The sequence below is a fragment of the Sphingomonas sp. SORGH_AS_0870 genome (assembly GCF_031453175.1).
In the GTDB taxonomy this organism is placed as follows: Bacteria; Pseudomonadota; Alphaproteobacteria; order Sphingomonadales; family Sphingomonadaceae; genus Sphingomonas.
The window spans coordinates 3,810,480-3,828,198 of the sequence record NZ_JAVIYW010000002.1 but is presented as its reverse complement, the minus strand read 5'-3'; the positions used below and the strand labels follow the sequence as shown (position 1 = coordinate 3,828,198).

Genomic DNA, 17,719 nt, shown 5'->3' with positions numbered 1-17,719 from the left:
TCACCAATCCCCCGAAGCGCCGCCGCCGCCGAAATCCCCGCCGCCGCCGCCGGTAAAGCCGCCGCCGAACCATGATCCGTCGCTGCCGCCGCCCGATGATCCGCCCGAGCTCCAGCCGCCGCCCGACCCGCCACCGCTGCCCCAGCCGGGACCCCAGAGAATGATCGGCCAGCCGCCTCCGCCGCGTCGCCCGCCACCGCCGCCACGATCGTCGTCATCGTCATCGTGGAAACGCTGGCCCTGTTTGCGGCGCAGGATGGACAGCAGGACGAAGCCGCCGATGAAGATGACCAGGACGATCAGGATCGGAAAGCCGTTGGAATCGCCGCCGCCGCGCCGGTGCTGGCGGTCGAACTGCTTCGCCGCCTCGGCCACCTTGGCCTGGGCTTCCTCGGGCGAGGCGCGGAGCTGCGCGATCACCGCGTCCGCGCCCGCATTCAGCGCACCCGATATATCGCTCGATTCACGCAGGCGCGGGATCATCAGGGTGCGGATCATCTGCGACGACCAGGCGTCGGTCAGGATCGGCTCCAGCCCGCGCCCGACCTCCAGCCGGGGGCCGCGCTGGCCCTTGCCCTCATTGGGCGCTACGAACAGGATCGCGCCGTTATCCGCGTCCTTCAGGCCGACACCCCAGGCCCGGCCCAGCCGATAGCCATAATCCTCGATCGGATAGCCCTGAAGATCGGGGATGGTCGCGACTACCAGCTGGCGGCCGGTATCCTTTTGCAGCGCCTCCAGCTTCTGTTCGAGCTGCGCCTTGGTGGCGGGGTCGATCTTGTTCGCCGCATCGACGACCAGGCCGTCGAACTTGGGAAAGCTCTGCGCCATCACGGGGACGGCGCAGAGGATCAGCCAGAGCCCGAGGACCGGGCGAAGCAACCGGGTGAACCGGGTCATGAGTGCCCGATCAGCTGCCGAAATTCACCTTGGGCGCATTCTCGGCCCCCGGCGTCGTCGCCTGATAGGGGGTGATCGGCTTGGCGCCGTAGAAGACCTTCGCGCCGATCGCGTCGGGGAAGGTGCGGATGCGGGTGTTATATTCCTGCACCGCGCCATTATAGTCGCGGATCGCGATGTTGATGCGGTTCTCGGTGCCCTCGAGCTGGCTCATGAAGGTCTGGAAATTGTCCTGGCTCTTCAGGTTCGGATAGGCCTCGACATTGGCGAGCAACCGGCCGAGCGAACCGCTGAGCTGGCCCTGGGCCTGTGCGAACTGCTGCATCTTGGCGGGGTCGGACAGGTCGTCGGCGCTGACCTGGACCGAGGTCGCCTTGGCGCGGGCGTTGACCACATCGGTCAGGATCGCCTTTTCGGACGCGGCGGCGCCCTTCACCGTCGCTTCGAGGTTGGGGATCAGGTTGGCGCGGCGCTGATAGGCGGCCTGGACGTCCGCCCATTTCGCCTTCGCATTTTCCTCCGCCGTGGGCACGCTGTTCATGCCGCAGCCGGACAGGGCGACGGCCATCACGACCGGGGTCAGGGCAAGAACGGGACGACGCATTCGAATATTCCTCCGTCAACTGTCCGATCCATATAAGACGCCGACCCCGCTTGGCGAAGGGGAAAAGCGACGATAGGCGTAACGCTCATCGAACGGAGGGAGTTGGCGATGCTAAAAGAATTTCGCGCCTTCATCGCGCGGGGCAATGTCCTCGACCTGGCGGTGGCGGTCATCATCGGGGCGGCGTTCAGCAAGATCGTGACCTCGCTGACCGACGACGTGCTGATGCCGGTGATCGGAAAGATTTTCGGGGGGCTGGATTTCTCCAGCTATTTCCTGCGCATGGGGCCGATCCCCGCCAGCTATACGGGCTCGCTGACCGATTATGCCGCGCTGAAGAAGGCGGGGGTGCCGCTGCTCGGTTACGGCGCGTTCGTGACCCAGGCGGTCAATTTCGTCATCGTCGCCTTCATCATCTTCCTGCTGGTCCGCACGGTGAACCGCGCGACGACGCTCTTCGAGAAGGAAAAGGCCAAGGCGGCTGAGGAGCCCAAGGCCGAGCCGACCGATATCGCGCTGCTCCGCGAGATCCGCGACGAACTGCGTGCGCGGCGTTCCTGAGTCGACCTGCCGCCCCGGCGGAGGCCGGGGCCCAGGTGCCACCACGTTCGTGGTGCCCTTTGCGGTGCGTGGGAGGCAAAGGCTTGCCGCCTTCGCGAATTCCACCGCAACTGGACCCCGGCCTTCGCCGGGGTGGCGCTGCGTTGGGTGAGGTGAAGACGTTTACGCCGCCGCCAGCTTCTTGGCGGTGGCATCCGCCAGGCTGGTGCCGTCGAGAATCCGCGCCGTTTCGTCGCGCACGCGCATCATCGCATGACGGATGGCGCAGTCCGCCTCGCTCTTGCAGTCGTTGCAGGGGCGATAGGCGGTCCGGCTGACGCAGGGGACCAGCGCCAGCGGCCCCTCGATCGTGCGGATGATGTCGCCCAGCGAGATCAGATGCGCCGGGCGCGCGAGCCGGTATCCGCCCATCTTGCCCCGCTGGCTGTCGAGCAGATTCGCGCCCTTCAGATCGGCGAGGATCAGTTCCAGGAACTTGCGCGGCACATTCGCCTCGGCCGCGATGCGCGTCATCGAGGTCGGCGGCCCTTCGACGGGCATTTCCGCAAGGAACAGCATCGCGCGCAACGCATAACGGGACCGCTGGGTCAACATGGCGCTTCCATGGACCCAAAATGGGGCGAGCGAAAGGCATTTGCGTAAACGCGCATGGCTAACTATATCTCTTCGTGCCGGGTTTCACCCGGCTATGACGATAAACTGCGGCGAGTAATAGACGCAGCGGACCCGGGGGCAGTACCCGGCGGCTCCACCATAAAAGGTGGTGTACTTGGACACCGTTTCTGACGGGGCCGAACCAGGATCGACGTGTGTTGAAAAGCGCTGTTTTCGTTCGGAATGGGACCACCGCAACGGCCCATACACACAAGTGCCAACGATAACGAAGCACTCGCGATTGCGGCGTAATTGAGGGCCTCACGGCCTGAGATTACACCAAGATAGCGCGGTTGGACCGAACCGGGCAACAGAATCGGATTCCAGCGGTACGGGGAGCACCGGGCAACAGAAGCTCCCCACTTTCCGAATTTTTGGGTGAGCCGAATCTTCCTGGGCCTTGGGGTAGGCGGCGGGTGGATGCTTGCTGGTCGGCTGCCCTCCCAACGTCCGTTCGCACTGAGCGAAGTCGAAGTGCACGGGCGAGGCTCGCGGCGGGGCGATGGGGCGTGGCCTTCGACTTCGCTCAGGCTGAACGGGGTGAGGAAAACCACACATTCCTTGACCCCGGCGAAGGCCGGGGCCCAGGTTCGACGCAGTGGATGGTGCGCTATACGGTGCGGGGGAGGCAAATTGCTCGCGCCCCGGGCTTTCACCGCAACTGGGCCCCGGCCTCCTCCGGGGTGGAAGACGGGAGCAGGTTACCCCTCCCGCGCCAAGGCCTTCAACCGGTACAGCGCATCCAGCGCCTCGCGCGGCGACAGGCTGTCGACGTCCAGCTTCTCCACCTCGGCCCGGATCGCGTCGCACTGTTCTTCCTCGGCCTGCGCGGCGGCGGCGAAGAGGGGGAGGTCGTCCAGCCCCGCCGCCAGCCCGCCGGTCTTGGCCCGGCCCGCCTCTAGCTTGGCGAGCACCGCCTTCGCGCGCGCGACCGTCGTCGGCGGCATGCCTGCAAGGCGTGCGACGGCCAGGCCATAGGAGCGATCCGCCGGGCCTTCGGACACCTCGTGCAGCAGGACCAACTCGCCCTTCCACTCACGCGCCCGGACATGGTGCAGCGACAGCGCCTCGCAGCGTTCCGCCAGCCGGGTCAGTTCGTGATAATGGGTCGCGAACAGGCAGCGGCAGCGATTATCCTCATGGATCGCCTCCACCACCGCCCAGGCGATGGCGAGGCCGTCATAGGTGGAGGTGCCGCGCCCCACTTCGTCCAGGATGACGAAGCTGCGCGGGGTCGCCTGCGCCAGGATCGCGGCGGTCTCGACCATCTCGACCATGAAGGTGGAGCGGCCCCGCGCGAGATTGTCCGACGCGCCGACCCGGCTGAACAGCCGGTCGACCAGCCCGATCTTCGCCTGGGTGGCCGGGACATAGGAGCCCGCCTGCGCCAAGACCGCGATCAATGCGTTCTGGCGGAGGAAGGTCGACTTGCCGCCCATGTTCGGGCCCGTCACGAGCCAGAGCCGCGAAGCCTCCGACAGCGAACAGTCATTGGCCACGAACCGCTCGCCCGAGCGCGCCACCGCCGCCTCGACCACGGGATGGCGGCCGCCCGTCACCTCGAAACAGCTATGGTTGACCAGCTCGGGCCGCACCCAGCCGCCCTCGACCGCGCGTTCGGCCAGGCCGCTCGCCACGTCGAGCCGGGCGAGCGCGTCCGCCGTCGCGGCGATGGCTTCGCGCGAGGCGAGCGCGGCGGCGGTCAACTCCTCCAGATGCGCGGCCTCGGCGGCCAGCGCATGAGCACCGGCCTGCGCGACCTTGCTGGCGACCTCGTGCAGCTCGGGCGTGTTGAAGCGGACCACGCCCGCCAGCGTCTGGCGGTGGGTGAAGCCCGAATCCGGCTTCATCAGCGCATCGGCCGACCGCGCGGGCACCTCGACATGATAGCCGAGCACGCCGTTGTGGCGGATCTTGAGCGCGGTGATGCCGGTCTTCTGGCGGAACTCCGCCTCCAGCGCGGCGATGGCGCGGCGGCCGCCTGCGCCCGCATCGCGCAGATCGTCGAGCGCGACGTCATAACCCGCCGCGATATAGCCCCCTTCGCTGGCCTCGATGGGGGGCGATGGAACCAGCGCGCGGCGCAGCAGGTCGATCAGTTCGCCATGCCCGCGCAGGCGCGGCGTCGTCTCGCGCAACAGGGGAGGGCCGTCGCTCAACTGTTCGGACAATGCCCAGGCCCCGTCGAGCCCGTCGCGCAACTGTCCCAGATCGCGGGGAGAACCGCGCCCCGCCGCGATCCGCCCGATCGCACGGCCGATATCGGGCAGCGCCCGCAGCGCCGCGCGCAGCCGCTCGCGAAGCGCGGCATCGTCATGGAAATGCTGCACGAGGTCGAGCCGGGCCTCGATCGCGTCGCGGTCCATCAACGGCGCGCCGATATCCCCGGCCAGCGCGCGGGCGCCTGCGCCCGTCACCGTCCGGTCCACCGCGTCGAGCAGCGAGCCCTTGCGCTGGCCGTTCGCCGTCTGGGTCAGCTCCAGGCTCTCGCGCGTCGCCGCATCGATCGCCATCGCCCCGGCCGCCTGCATCAATACCGGCGGGCGCAGGAAGGGCAGCGCGCCCTTGGCGGTGTGGTCGAGATAGGCGACCAGCCCGCCCGCCGCCGACAGTCCCGCGCGGCTGAACTGCCCGAACCCGTCCAGCGTGGCGACGCCGTAGAGCCGCTTGAGCCGATCCTCGCCCTGGCCGCTGTCGAACGTGGCGGAAGGGCGCAGCGTGGTGGCCGCTTCGGCATGAGCAGCATTCTCGGCCGCGACCACCTCGGCGGCGGCCAGGCGGGCGAGTTCGGCCCCCAGCGCATCCGCCTTCACGTCGATCACCACGAACCGCCCGGTCGAGATGTCGGCGGCGGCCAGCGCCACCGCGCCGCCCGCCTCGCCGATCGCGACGCACCAATTGTCGCACTTGGCGTCGAGCAGCGCTTCCTCGGTCAGCGTGCCCGCCGTGACGACGCGCACGATGCCGCGCGCGACCAGCGCCTTGGACCCGCCGCGCGCCTTGGCCTCGGCGGGGGTCTCGGTCTGCTCGGCAATGGCGACGCGGTGACCCGCCTTGATCAGCCGTTGCAGATAGGCGGTCGCGGCATGGACGGGCACGCCGCACATCGGAATCTTCTCACCGCCATGCTCCCCGCGCGAGGTCAGCGCGATGTCGAGCACGCCCGAGGCGATCCGCGCATCGTCGAAGAACAGCTCGAAAAAATCGCCCATGCGATAGAAGAGCAGGCAATCCTCGGCCTCGGCCTTCAGCGTCAGATACTGGGCCATCATCGGGGTGGGGGTGGTCATTGGGGGCGAGAATCCAGATTGCGTGCACCATGGCGGATGCCGACGATCGATACGATGTCGCCGTTCACGTCATAGCTGAGAATGTAAGGGGGAACCGTCACCAGCTCGCGGGTGCCATCCGCAGCGGGACGGCCACGGCGAGGAAAGTCTCGCAGGCTTTCGCCAAGATCCACGAGTCGCTGCGCGATTCGAGCGGCGGCCTCGGGATCAAAGGCTTCCAGATAGGCGACGATGAGATCGAGCTGGTCGAGGGCCTCGTTCAGCCAGACGACTTGAGCCATTCGCGAAACGATTTGCGGTTCGGGGTTCCCCAGGTGCGGAGCCAGGCGGAAACGGTGGCGTGGTCATGATAGCGCCCGGCGGCGTAATCCGCCCGAGCGCGTTCCAGCGACAGCGCTTCCGCCGCCTCGTCACGCTGCTCGAAAATGCTCGGCTCATGCTCCATGGATGAACGTATAAGGCTGATGCCCGGACTTGCCTAGGGCGGCAAAAGGGCTGCGTGACAGGGTTGTCAGCCGTGTCCGAAACCTTCAAGAGCCGTAGCGTCCTTAGTATCCACAGCATCGAAGGCCGCGCGCATGACCGACGAACCCACCGATCAGTTCTCCGAGCGCGAGGCCCTGCTGTTCCATTCCGAGGGACGGCCCGGCAAGATCGAGATCATCGCGTCCAAGCCGATGGCGACGCAGCGCGACCTGGCGTTGGCCTATTCGCCCGGCGTCGCGGTGCCGGTGCTGGCCATCGCCGACGATCCCGCCACCGCCTATGACTATACCGCCAAGGGCAATCTGGTCGCGGTCATCTCCAACGGCACCGCGATCCTGGGCCTCGGTAATCTCGGCGCGCTCGCCTCCAAGCCGGTGATGGAGGGCAAGGCGGTGCTCTTCAAGCGCTTCGCCGATGTCGACTCGATCGATATCGAGCTGAAGACCGAGGATGTCGACCGGATCATCGACGCGATCGAACTGATGGAGCCGAGCTTCGGCGGCATCAATCTGGAAGACATCAAGGCCCCCGAATGCTTCATCATCGAGCAGACGCTGCGCGAGCGGATGAACATCCCGGTCTTCCATGACGACCAGCACGGCACCGCGATCATCTGCGCGGCGGGTCTCATCAACGCCTGCCTGCTGACCAAGCGGCGGCTGGACGAGATCAAGGTCGTCGTCAACGGCGCGGGCGCGGCGGCGATCGCCTGTACCGAGCTGATGAAGGCGATGGGCGTCCGGCATGACAATGTCATCATGTGCGACCGCACCGGCGTCATCTATCAGGGCCGCGACGACATCAACCAGTGGCAGTCGGCGCACGCCGCCGTCACCGACCGCCGCACCCTGACCGAAGCGCTGCACGGCGCGGACGTGTTTCTGGGGCTTTCGGCCGCAGGTGCGCTCAAGCCCGAGATGGTCAAGGACATGGCGCCCTCGCCGATCATCTTCGCGATGGCGAACCCGGAACCGGAAATCCGCCCCGAACTCGCCAAGGCGGCGCGCCCCGACGCCATCGTCGCGACCGGGCGGTCGGACTATCCGAACCAGGTCAACAACGTCATCGGCTTCCCCTTCATCTTCCGCGGCGCGCTCGACGTGCGCGCGACCGGCATCAATGACGAGATGAAGATTGCCGCCGCCAACGCCATCGCCGAACTGGCGCGCCAGCGCGTGCCCGAAGAGGTCGCGCTGGCTTATGGCACGCAGCACAGCTTCGGCCCCGAATATATCATCCCTGCGCCGTTCGATCCGCGCCTGATGGAGCTGGTCCCCTCGGCGGTGGCCAAGGCGGCGATGGATTCGGGCGTGGCGACGCGGCCGATCCTCGACATGGACGCCTATCGCCAGAAGCTGCGCGCGCGTCTCAACCCGACCACCTCGGTCCTGACGCTGGCCTATGAGGGCGCCAAGGCGCACCCCAAGCGCGTGCTGTTCGCCGAGGGCGAGGAAGAGGTGGTGCTGCGCGCCGCCATTGCCTTCAAGGAAGGCGGTTACGGCATCCCGGTCTTGGTCGGGCGCGACGACGTCTATGACCGTCTGGCCGCGCTGGGCGTCACCAACCCCAAGGAATATGAAGTCCATAACAGCCGCACCTCGGAGATGGTGCCGCAGATGGTCGACTTCCTCTATGAGCGGCTCCAGCGGCGCGGTTACCTGAAGCGCGATGCCGAGCGGTTGATCAACCAGGACCGCAACATCTTCGGTTCGGTCATGCTGCAGCTGGGCATGGCGGATGCGATGATCACCGGCATCACCCGCACCTATGCGCAGAGCTTCCGCGAGATCCGCCGGGTCATCGATCCGGTCGACGGCAAGGTGCCGTTCGGCATCCATCTGCTCGTCGGACAGAGCCACACCGTCTTCATCGCCGACACCACGGTCAACGAACGCCCCTCCGCCGAGGAACTGGCCGACATCGCCGAGCGCACCGCGGCAGTGGCGCGCCGCATGGGGCATGAGCCGCGCGTGGCCTTCCTGTCCTATTCGACCTTCGGCAATCCCGAGGGGCAGTGGATCGACAATATCCGCGACGGCGTGGCGGAGCTCGACAAGCGGCAGGTCGGTTTCGAATATGAAGGCGACATGGCCCCCGACGTCGCCCTGAACCCGAAGCAGATGGCGAACTTCCCCTTCTCGCGCCTGTCGGGTCCGGCGAACGTCCTCATCATGCCGGGTCTCCAGTCTGCCAATATCTCGGCCAAGCTGCTGCGCGAACTGGGCGGCGACAGCATGATCGGCCCGATGCTGATCGGCATGGAAAAGCCGGTGCAGATCGCGCCGATGACCTCGACCGCCGGTGACCTGGTCACGCTGGCGGTGCTGGCGGCGGGCGGCATCGCGCGCTGATCTTCTCTTCGGCTTGAGGGCAGGAAAGGGGGCTGGGCAACGCGGGTTGTCCGGCCCCCTTTTTTTCCTCCCCTGCAAGGGGAGGTGGCAGGGCGAAGCCCTGACGGAGGGGTGTCCCGCTGTGCAAGGTTCCGCCATCCTCGCAAGTGGTGACACCCCTCCACCAGCTTCGCTGGTCCCCCTCCCCTTGCAGGGGAGGAAAAGTACGTGACCGCAAAGCCACAACGGCAGGCCGTCACAAACCGGTCATTACGCTGTCGCCATGATGTCACGCGCCGGTCCCATGCGCCCGCTCCATTGGGTTAACGAGCCATTTGGGGGCGAAACATCATGGTGAAGTATCTGGTCGGTGTCGCGACGGTCGCGCTGATCGCACCCGGCGTCGCGGCGCAGGGGTTGCCCGCGCAGGCCGCTGTTACCGGCACGGCGAGCGACCCGGTGGTCGCCGACCCCAGCACGACCGATACCGATCAGTCGGGCAATTCGGGCGATGTCGTGGTGCTGGGCTTCGGCCAGAGCCGCCAGGTCCAGACCGTCACCGCCGCCGATCTCGACCGGCTGACCCCCGGCACGTCGCCGCTCAAGGCGATCTCGAAGCTGCCGGGCGTGAACTTCCAGTCGGCCGATCCCTTCGGCGCCTATGAATGGTCGACCAAGATCTCGCTGCGCGGGTTCAACCAGAACCAGCTGGGCTTCACCCTGGACGGCGTGCCGCTGGGCGATATGAGCTATGGCCCGACCAACGGCCTGCACATCAGCCGCGCGATCATCTCGGAGAATATCGCCTCGACCAGCGTCGCGCAGGGCGCGGGCGCGCTGGGCACCGCCTCGACCAGCAATCTGGGCGGCACCATCCAGTTCACCAGCCGCACCCCGTCGGACACGGCCGGGATCGCCGCGTCGGGCACCTATGGCAGCAACGATACCGCGCGCGCTTTCATCCGTGTCGACAGCGGCGACCTGGGCGGCGGGCTGAAGGGCTATCTGAGCTATGCCTATCTGACCACCGACAAGTGGAAGGGCTATGGCAGCCAGCGCCAGCATCAGGCCAATGCCAAGATCGTCAAGGATTTCGGCGATCGCGGCTCGATCACCGGCTTCTTCAACTTCTCCGACCGTCGCGAGAACGACTATCAGGACCTGAGCCTCGATATCATCAAGCGTCGCGGCTATTTCAACGACAATATCAGCAACAACTATCCGCTGGCGATCCTCTATGCCAAGCAGGCCACCAACGGCGCGGCGGCGGCGGCCTATCAGAAGGCGAACGGTTCGCTGAACGGCTTTTCCGCGCCCTATGCCGGGGTCGGGATCGGCCTGCCGAGCGGCATCACGCTGGACGACGGCTATTATGATGCGGCGGGTCTGCGCCGCGACTATCTGGGCGGCGTGACCTTCGACGCCAAGCTGACCGACAGCCTGTCGCTGACCTCGACCAGCTATTATCATCATAACAAGGGACAGGGGTCGTGGATCACGCCCTACAGCCCGACCACGCTGGGCGCGCCCAATGCCGATGGCACGCCGATCACCAACCCCGCGCCGCTGTCCTTCCGCACGACCCAGTACAGCCTCGACCGCGCAGGGACCATCGCCAAGCTGGCGTTGACCACCGGCGCCAACACGCTGGCGCTGACCGGCTGGTATGAGAGCAACACGCTGCACCAGGCGCGTCGCCTCTATGGCATGACCGACACCGCGACGCCGAACCGCAACGCGCTGGACTATCAGAGCAATCCGATGTCGACCGCGTGGAACGGCAAGTACGACACCGAGACGCTGCAATATTCGGTCGGCGACACGCTCGACATCGGCCAGCTGACCATCAATGGCGGCTGGAAGGGGATGCGCGTGCGCAACCAGGCCAATGTGCTGGCGGGCACGCTGGCGCGCGGTCGGATCAAGAGCCAGGACTGGTTCCTGCCGCAGATCGGCGCGGTGCTGCACCTGGGCAACCAGGCGGAGGTCTTCGCCAGCTATACCGAGAATATGCGCGCCTTCGTCGCCGCCGCGACCGCGCCGCCCTTCTCGATCAGCCAGGCGGCGTTCAATGCCGTGGCCAACACGGTGCGCCCCGAAAAGTCCAAGACGGCGGAGGGTGGCCTCCGCTATCGCACCGGCGGGCTGCAATTGTCGGCGGTCGGCTATTATATCGACTTCTCCGACCGCCTGCTGACCTATTCGGTCGGCACCGCGATCCAGGGCATTCCGCCGACGCTGAACAATGTCGGCGGCGTGGAAAGCTATGGCGGGGAGGTTTCGGCCTTCTACCGCCTGACCCCGGCCTTCTCGGCGCTGGCCAGCTATTCCTACAATCATGCGACCTATCAGCAGACGGTGCGCGACGGTTCGGGCAATCTGCTGGCGGAGAAGGGGCGCTATGTCGTCGACACGCCGCAGAACATGGTCAAGGGCGAGCTGGTCTATGACGACAGCCGGTTCTTCGGCCGGGTCGGCGCGGATTATATGTCGAAGCGCTACTTCACCTATCTGAACGACCAGTCGGTGGCGGGTCGCGTGCTGGTCGATGCCAGCATCGGCTATCGCTTCCCGGCGGCCTGGGGCGGCTTCTCGATCGAGGGCAGCGTGACCAACCTGACCGACAAGCGCTATATCTCGACCATCGGCACCAACGGCTTCACCGCCAGCGGCGACAACCAGACGCTGCTCGCCGGCGCGCCGCGCCAGTGGTTCGTGACGCTGAAAAAGGGGTTCTGATAGAACCTATGCGTGGGACGCTCCCCTCCCGCAGGCGGGAGGGGATGGGGGAGGGCAGGGAGTCTCACCGAGACCAGCGCTCGCGGCCTTGCCCTCCCCAAACCCCTCTTGCCTGCGGGAGGGGCTTTTACACCGCCCAGGCCCCGATATCCGGCTGCTCGCCGATCAGCGCCAGGCCATGCGCGATCGAGGTGAGTTCGCCGCCGGTCGCGATCTTGCCCTCACCGAAGCGCATCTCGAACATCCGCCGGATCGCGGGCATCAGCGAGGTGCCGCCGGTCAGGAACACCTGGTCGATCCGCTCGGGCCCGGTCGCCGCCGCCGTCATCGCCCGGTCGACCGCCTGTTCGATCCGCGCCAGATCGGGGGCGATCCAGTTTTCGAAATCCTTCCGGCTGACACCCGCCTCGATCGACAGGCCGCCGCCCTCGAACCGGAACCGCGCCTCCTCCGCCGCCGACAGGTCGCGCTTCACCCGGCCGACCGCGTCGTAGAGCCGGTATCCCTGCTCCTCCTCGATGATCGCGATCATCCGCCCGATCGCGTCCGGGCAGAGCGCGGCGCGGCGCAATTTCTCCAGCTCGGCCAGCGTCTTGCGGTTGCGCATCAGCGCAAGGCGCGACCAGTCGCCGAAATCGGCGAAATAGCCGCGCGGAATCTCCAGCACCTTGTCGAACGACCGATATTGGCCGCCCGCGCCCAGCAGCGGCAGGACGAGGTGATCGATCAGCCGCTGGTCGAACCGATCGCCCGCAATGCCGACACCGGCATGGCCCAGCGGCTCGCAGCGACGTTCGGCGCCGGGCGCGGCGATGCGGACGATCGAAAAGTCGCTGGTGCCGCCGCCGAAATCGGCGACCAAGACGGTCGCGGGCTCGGTGATCCGCGAGGCATAGCTGAACGCCGCGCCCAGCGGTTCATAGACATAGTGGATATCCGCCCCCAGCCGCGCGAACATGGCGTCGTAACGCTGGCGGGCCAGCGCCTCGTCGGGGCGGTGCCCGGCATATTCCACCGGCCGCCCGACCACGATCCGCGCCGCCTTGCCGTCCAGGGCGCCGCCGCCATGCGCCGCCATCCGGTCGAGAAAGGTGCGACCCAGTTCCTCGAAGCGATAGCGTTTGTCGAACACCGTCGCATGCTCGAACACGGGCGAGGCGGCGACCGACTTGAACGACTGGATGAAGCGGCTGCCCCCCGGAAAGTCGAGATATTCGGCGATCGCCCAGGGCCCCGCCTCGACCGCGATCCCGTCATCCTCCCAGAAGCACAGCGCCGAACGGAAGACCGGATCGGCGTCCTTGGGCCCCTTGAGGGGGACGAGATGCGACTGCCCGCCCTCGGCACGCGCGATGACCGAGTTGGTGGTGCCGAAGTCGATGCCCAGGACGGTGTGCGGAATGTCGGTCATGCGGGGTCCGCTACACGAAGTCCGGGGCGGGGGGAGAGTTTTTGTTCGTGCCTCCCCGCGAACCCCTTATCGGGGCGCACCATCCGACGGGATCAGATCCGGCCACCGCTCCAGCATCGCCGCCGTAACCCCGTTGGTCCATCCGAACCCGTCCTGCGTCGGATATTCCCCGCCGCCGCCGGGCCGCCGTTCCTCGACATCGTATTTTTCCAGCAGCTTTCCCGTCTCGGCATAGGTCCGCGCGACGGTCGCGATCCAGCGGCGGGCAATGTCCCTGGCCAGTGCCTGTTCGCCATAGCGGCCCAGCCCCTCGACCGCGATCCATTGCAGCGGCGCCCAGCCATTGGGGGAATCCCATTGCTGGCCCGACCGGATATTGGTGGTGCGCAGCCCGCCTTCGCCGACCAGGGTGGCGCGGGTGGATGCGGCGACCGCGCGCGCCTGCCCGGCACTCGCCAGCCCGGCGAACAGCGGGAAGAGCGAGGCGGCGGTGCGTGCCGCCGTGGGGCGCCGGGCCACTCGGTCCCAATCGGCGAAACGCCGTTCCCCGGCGACCCAGAGATAGCGGTCGATCGCCGCCTTTCGCCGCGACGCCATGGCGGCGAAACGCTGCGCGGTCGCGTCGTCCCCGGCGGCCCTGGCCCGCGCGGCGATGCGGGTTTCGCCGATCCACAACAGGCTGTTGAGGTCGACAGGCACGATATCGGTGGTGCGGATCGTCTCCAATCGCATCGGGTCGCCCAGCCAGCGCGAGCTGAAGTCCCAGCCCGACTCCGCCGCCGCGCGCAGGTCGCGCTGCACGATCGCGGCGGGGCGGGGCGCGGCCCTGGCGGCGGTTTCGCGATCCTCGCGCCAGCTCTCGTCGCGCGGCGTATCGCGCGCATCCCAATAGCGGTTCAGCAGGCTGCCATCGGGCATCCGCACGACATGCCGGCAGGCGTCGGTGGCATCCAGGCAGTCCGCCCCCGCCATCCAATAGTCATGCTCGCGGATCAGTGCCGCCAGCCGCCGCTTCGCCAGCGCCGGGTCGCGATCGTCGGACAGGTCCATCATCAGCGCCAGGAACGGCGGCTGCGACCGGCTGAGATAATAGCTGCGCGTGCCGTTCGGGACATGGCCGTACCGCTCGACCAGATCGACGAAATTGGCGAGCATCGCCTCGACCAGCGGCGCCTGGCCATCGGCCTTCAGCCCCAGCATCGTGAAATAGCTGTCCCAGTAATAGATTTCCTGAAACCGGTCGCCGGGCACGACATAGCCACGGTTCAGTCCCAGCGCGGAGGAGCCCGGCGTCGCGGCGAAGGGCGCGCGGCCCAGCACGGGCCAGAGATCGCGGATACGCGCGCGCAGCGGCGGGCGGGCCTTTGCCTCGTCGCCGCGCACCGAGAAATGACGGTGGACGAAGGCCGCCAGCGCCGCCTTGTTTACCGGCTTCTCACGCGCATAGGCGGCCAGGATCGCCTGCGGCTCTTCGCGCGGCACCGCATCGGCGAAGGTCTTGCCGTCGGGAAAGACCTGCGCCTCCTGCACCGCGGCGAATAGCGGGCCATAAATGTCGGCGGGCGAGGGCGGCGCGACCGGAACCGGCGTCTGCGCCTGGAGCAGCAGTGCCAGCATGGGGAGCAGGCATATCGGGCGGAGGCGGGCGGGGCGGGGGATCATCATGCTCTCCTGTCTAGGCGGTGCGGGCGGCGCGGGGCAGCAGCACGGTGGCGGCCAGCCCGCCCCCCGCCGCTTCGTCGAGGATCAGTCGCCCGCCATGAAGCTCGGCCAGTTCGCGCGCGATCGACAGGCCGAAGCCATGCCCGTCGCCCCGCTCGTCCAGCCGCGCCCCCGCCTGGGTCGCGCGAATCCGGTCCGCCTCGGCGATGCCGGGGCCGTCGTCCGACACGGTCAGGCGGATCTGCCGTTCTTCCGCCCGCGCCGCGATCAGGACGCGGGTGCGGGCATGGCGGGCGGCATTGTCGATCAGATTGCCCGCGACCTCGTCCAGATCCTGCGCGTCCATCGCGACCGCCAGATCGTCGGGCAGGTCGGCGGACAGGGTGATGCCGCGATCGGCATGGAGCCGCCCGATCGCATGGGTCAGGTCGCGGATCGCGGGGGCCAGCGCGGTCGCGGCGCGCACCGCCCCGTTCTGGACCCGCGCCCGCGCGAGGTGATGGCGAATGGTGGCATCGATCCGCGCGACCTGTGCCGCGCGGGGCGGATCATCCGCCAGATCGAGCGCCAGCGTGGCGACCGGCGTCTTGAGCGCATGCGCCAGATTGGCGGCGGAGGCGCGGGCGGTGGCAAGCGCGCGTTCGCTATCGGCGGCCATCGCGTTGAGTTCGACCGCGAGCGGGCGAAGCTCGGCGGGCTGGTCCTCATCGACCTGGCTCAGCGTGCCGCCCCGGATCGCCGCCACCTGATCGCGCAGCCGCCGCAACGGGCGCAGCCCCAGTCGCAGCTGGATCAGGCTCGTCGCCGCCAGCAACACCCCCAGCCCGGCCAGCATCGCCAGCAACGGGACCAGCGCGGCGCGGATCGGCTGCGCGACGACCGCGCGCGGGGCGGCGGCGGTGATCGTCACGGGCCCGCGCGAGGAGGGGATGGCGATCTGCCGGGCATGGACGCGCACGCCCTGTTCGGTCCGACCCTCGGCGGGGCGGGGGCCTTGGATGGCGGGGCCCGGTGGCGGAGGGGCGGGGGGACGACCGGCTTTGTCAGGGTCCGGGCTGGGGCCGGGGCCGGGGGGATGCGGCGCGACGAGCGGCGGGAAATCGCCCGATCCCAGCGTGCCGTCGGGCCCCACGATCCGCCAGCGCCAGCCGGGCTCGGGCTCCAGCAGCCCGCGACGATCGGCGATGCGCGCCCGGTCGACCCGTCCGTCCGGCCCGATCGCGGCGGCGAGGACGGCGATCTCCGAATCGAGCCGCTGGTCCAGCCCGCGCGTCACGATCCCCTCCAGCGCGCTGGTCAGCGCCCAGCCCGCGAGCAGCAGCGCGGCGAGGATCGCGGTGCCCGAGATGACGATCATCCGGCCATGGATCGAACGCGGCATCCTCATGCGGACTCACCGGCGGTCAGGCGATAGCCCAGCCCGCGCACCGTCTCGATCAGCGCCGCGCCGACCTTCTTGCGCAACCGCCCGACGATCACCTCCAGGCTGTTGGAATCGACATCGGCATCGCCCTCATAGACCCGCTCGAGCAGTTCCAGCCGGGGGATCACCGCCTCCTTGCGCAGCATCAGCGCGGACAGGACGCGCCATTCGAACGCGGTCAGCTTCAGCGGCAGGCCGTCCAGCTCGAACTGCCCGGTCTGGCTGTCGAAGGACAGGGGGCCGCAGGTCAGGCGCGGCTGGGCATGGCCCGCCGAGCGGCGGACCAGCGCGCGCAGCCGCATCACCAGTTCCTCGACGCGGAAGGGCTTGGTCAGATAATCGTCCGCCCCTGCCTTGAACCCCGCCACCTTGTCCGACCAGCCGTCGCGCGCGGTCAGGATCAGTACGGGCAGGGCCCGCCCCGCCTCGCGCCACTGGCGGAGCAGGGTCATGCCGTCGCCATCGGGCAGGCCGAGGTCGAGCACGGCGGCGTCATAGATTTCGGTGTCGCCCGCATGGCCCGCATCGACGCCGCTGGCGAACAGGTCGACCGCGCAATGCTCGGCCCGCAGCGCGCGCGCGATGGCGGGGCCCAAAGCGGCGTCATCCTCGACCAACAGGATACGCATGATCCCCTTTCCCTCTTGTCCCCGACCGACCCCGGCTATTGGCCGATTGCTTAAACCCAATCTGAACCGCGTGGTTCAGCGGGCATCGGGGCGAATCACCTAAAAGCGGGACATCAACCAAGGAGGACAGCATGTCTCGATGGAATTTCCCGACTCCCCGGCTGCAAGGCAAGGCCCCGCTGGCCGTCGCCGCAGCGGCCCTGATCACGCTGGGCGCGGGTGGCGGTGCCGCCGCCGTCTCGATGACCCGGCCGACCGTCACCATGGCGCCGACCATTCCGACGCCGATCGCCAAGCTGGCCTCGACCAGCGGCATCGTCACCGCCAAGGGGCGGGTGGCCGAGGTCTTTGGCGACCGCTTCGTGGTGCAGGACGCCACCGGCCGCGCGATGGTCGCCGGCGACCGTGACGCGATGCCGGCGGTCGGCAGCAACGTGATGGTGCAGGGCCGCTACGACGACGGGCTGATGCACGCCCAGTATCTGGTCAACCCGCAAGGGACGGTGACGCCGGTGGGCCCGCCCCCGCCTCCGCCGGGTGGTCCGCGCGGTCCCGGTGGCCCCGGTGGCCCGCGTGGCGACGGCCCGCCGCCGCCTCCGCCGCCGCCCGGCGGTCCGGGTGCGCCGGGTGGTCCCGGTGCTCCTCCGCCCCCGCCGCCGGGTGGCTGCGCACCGGGTGGTCCGGCGGTCCCGGGTGCCGTGCCCCCGCCTCCGCCGCCCCCGGTGAACGGCCAGGCCCCGCAGGGCGCCCCCGTACCGCCGCCCCCGCCGCCCGCCGGAGCTCCGGCTCCCGCCCCCACGGGGGCGGTTCGCCCGGCGCGGTGATCGGGGTTTGACGAGGATGCCCTCCGGCTTTGGTCGGGGGGCGTTTTCGTGTTGGGTAGGGGTGGGGCGTGGCCTTCGACTTCGCTCAGGCTGAACGGAGGTTGGGAGTTTGGCTCCGCCCTCACTCCGTTCAGCCTGAGCGAAGTCGAAGGCCAAGGGAATCCGGCAACCAAAAGGAACCTTCGCCCCCTTGACCCTTTAGCACC

Annotated in this window: 14 protein-coding genes and 1 other RNA gene; 5 read left to right on the top strand and 10 right to left on the bottom strand. The window is 68.3% G+C overall.

What is annotated here, in order from left to right; all coding sequences use genetic code 11:
- Positions 1-900, bottom strand: coding sequence for a TPM domain-containing protein (locus QE363_RS17795; RefSeq protein ID WP_309697420.1), 900 nt, complete (start codon positions 898-900; stop codon positions 1-3).
- 10 nt (positions 901-910) lie between these two features.
- A complete protein-coding gene (locus QE363_RS17790) occupies positions 911-1,504 on the bottom strand; it encodes a LemA family protein (protein ID WP_307100835.1) in 594 nt (197 codons plus the stop codon).
- 108 nt (positions 1,505-1,612) lie between these two features.
- Between QE363_RS17790 and mscL the strand changes: the two genes are divergently transcribed.
- A complete protein-coding gene (gene mscL / locus QE363_RS17785; protein WP_307100834.1) occupies positions 1,613-2,065 on the top strand; it encodes a large conductance mechanosensitive channel protein MscL in 453 nt (150 codons plus the stop codon).
- 162 nt (positions 2,066-2,227) lie between these two features.
- On the opposite strand, the gene QE363_RS17780 is transcribed toward mscL, so the two are convergent.
- Complete coding sequence (locus QE363_RS17780) at positions 2,228-2,659, bottom strand: Rrf2 family transcriptional regulator (protein ID WP_309697417.1); 432 nt, start codon at positions 2,657-2,659, stop codon at positions 2,228-2,230.
- Between the two features lie 36 nt (positions 2,660-2,695).
- Between QE363_RS17780 and ssrA the strand changes: the two genes are divergently transcribed.
- Positions 2,696-3,083, top strand: a transfer-messenger RNA (tmRNA) gene (ssrA, locus tag QE363_RS17775).
- 337 nt (positions 3,084-3,420) lie between these two features.
- Here the strand turns inward: ssrA and mutS are convergent.
- Genes mutS through QE363_RS17760 form a run of 3 tightly spaced genes read right to left on the bottom strand, consistent with a single transcriptional unit; the run spans position 3,421 to position 6,454 of the window.
- The gene (gene mutS / locus QE363_RS17770; protein ID WP_309698239.1) at positions 3,421-5,991 is read right to left on the bottom strand and encodes a DNA mismatch repair protein MutS; all 2,571 of its coding nucleotides are present in this window, start codon (positions 5,989-5,991) and stop codon (positions 3,421-3,423) included.
- 14 nt (positions 5,992-6,005) lie between these two features.
- On the bottom strand, positions 6,006-6,290 hold the full coding sequence (locus QE363_RS17765) for a type II toxin-antitoxin system RelE/ParE family toxin (protein ID WP_307100830.1): 285 nt from the start codon (positions 6,288-6,290) through the stop codon (positions 6,006-6,008).
- Complete coding sequence (locus QE363_RS17760) at positions 6,269-6,454, bottom strand: antitoxin (protein WP_309697415.1); 186 nt, start codon at positions 6,452-6,454, stop codon at positions 6,269-6,271. The genes QE363_RS17765 and QE363_RS17760 overlap by 22 nt, the downstream gene beginning before the upstream one ends.
- Positions 6,455-6,587: 133 nt before the next feature.
- On the opposite strand from QE363_RS17760, the gene QE363_RS17755 reads away from it, so the two are divergent.
- A complete protein-coding gene (locus tag QE363_RS17755) occupies positions 6,588-8,846 on the top strand; it encodes an NADP-dependent malic enzyme (RefSeq protein ID WP_307100826.1) in 2,259 nt (752 codons plus the stop codon).
- A 330-nt stretch (positions 8,847-9,176) separates the two neighbouring features.
- Complete coding sequence (locus QE363_RS17750) at positions 9,177-11,564, top strand: TonB-dependent receptor domain-containing protein (RefSeq protein ID WP_309697411.1); 2,388 nt, start codon at positions 9,177-9,179, stop codon at positions 11,562-11,564.
- A gap of 127 nt (positions 11,565-11,691) precedes the next feature.
- On the opposite strand, the gene QE363_RS17745 is transcribed toward QE363_RS17750, so the two are convergent.
- The 4 genes from QE363_RS17745 to QE363_RS17730 form a co-directional block, all read right to left on the bottom strand.
- Entirely contained in the window at positions 11,692-12,975 is a 1,284-nt protein-coding gene (locus QE363_RS17745; RefSeq protein ID WP_309697409.1) for an Hsp70 family protein, read from the bottom strand.
- A 66-nt stretch (positions 12,976-13,041) separates the two neighbouring features.
- The gene (gene treF, locus QE363_RS17740) at positions 13,042-14,640 is read right to left on the bottom strand and encodes an alpha,alpha-trehalase TreF (protein ID WP_309697406.1); all 1,599 of its coding nucleotides are present in this window, start codon (positions 14,638-14,640) and stop codon (positions 13,042-13,044) included.
- Positions 14,641-14,650: 10 nt separating this feature from the next.
- On the bottom strand, positions 14,651-16,018 hold the full coding sequence (locus QE363_RS17735; RefSeq protein ID WP_309697405.1) for a HAMP domain-containing sensor histidine kinase: 1,368 nt from the start codon (positions 16,016-16,018) through the stop codon (positions 14,651-14,653).
- A 2-nt stretch (positions 16,019-16,020) separates the two neighbouring features.
- On the bottom strand, positions 16,021-16,689 hold the full coding sequence (locus QE363_RS17730; RefSeq protein ID WP_309697403.1) for a response regulator transcription factor: 669 nt from the start codon (positions 16,687-16,689) through the stop codon (positions 16,021-16,023).
- Positions 16,690-16,820: 131 nt separating this feature from the next.
- On the opposite strand from QE363_RS17730, the gene QE363_RS17725 reads away from it, so the two are divergent.
- On the top strand, positions 16,821-17,513 hold the full coding sequence (locus QE363_RS17725) for a hypothetical protein (protein WP_309697401.1): 693 nt from the start codon (positions 16,821-16,823) through the stop codon (positions 17,511-17,513).
- Positions 17,514-17,719 lie beyond the last annotated feature (206 nt).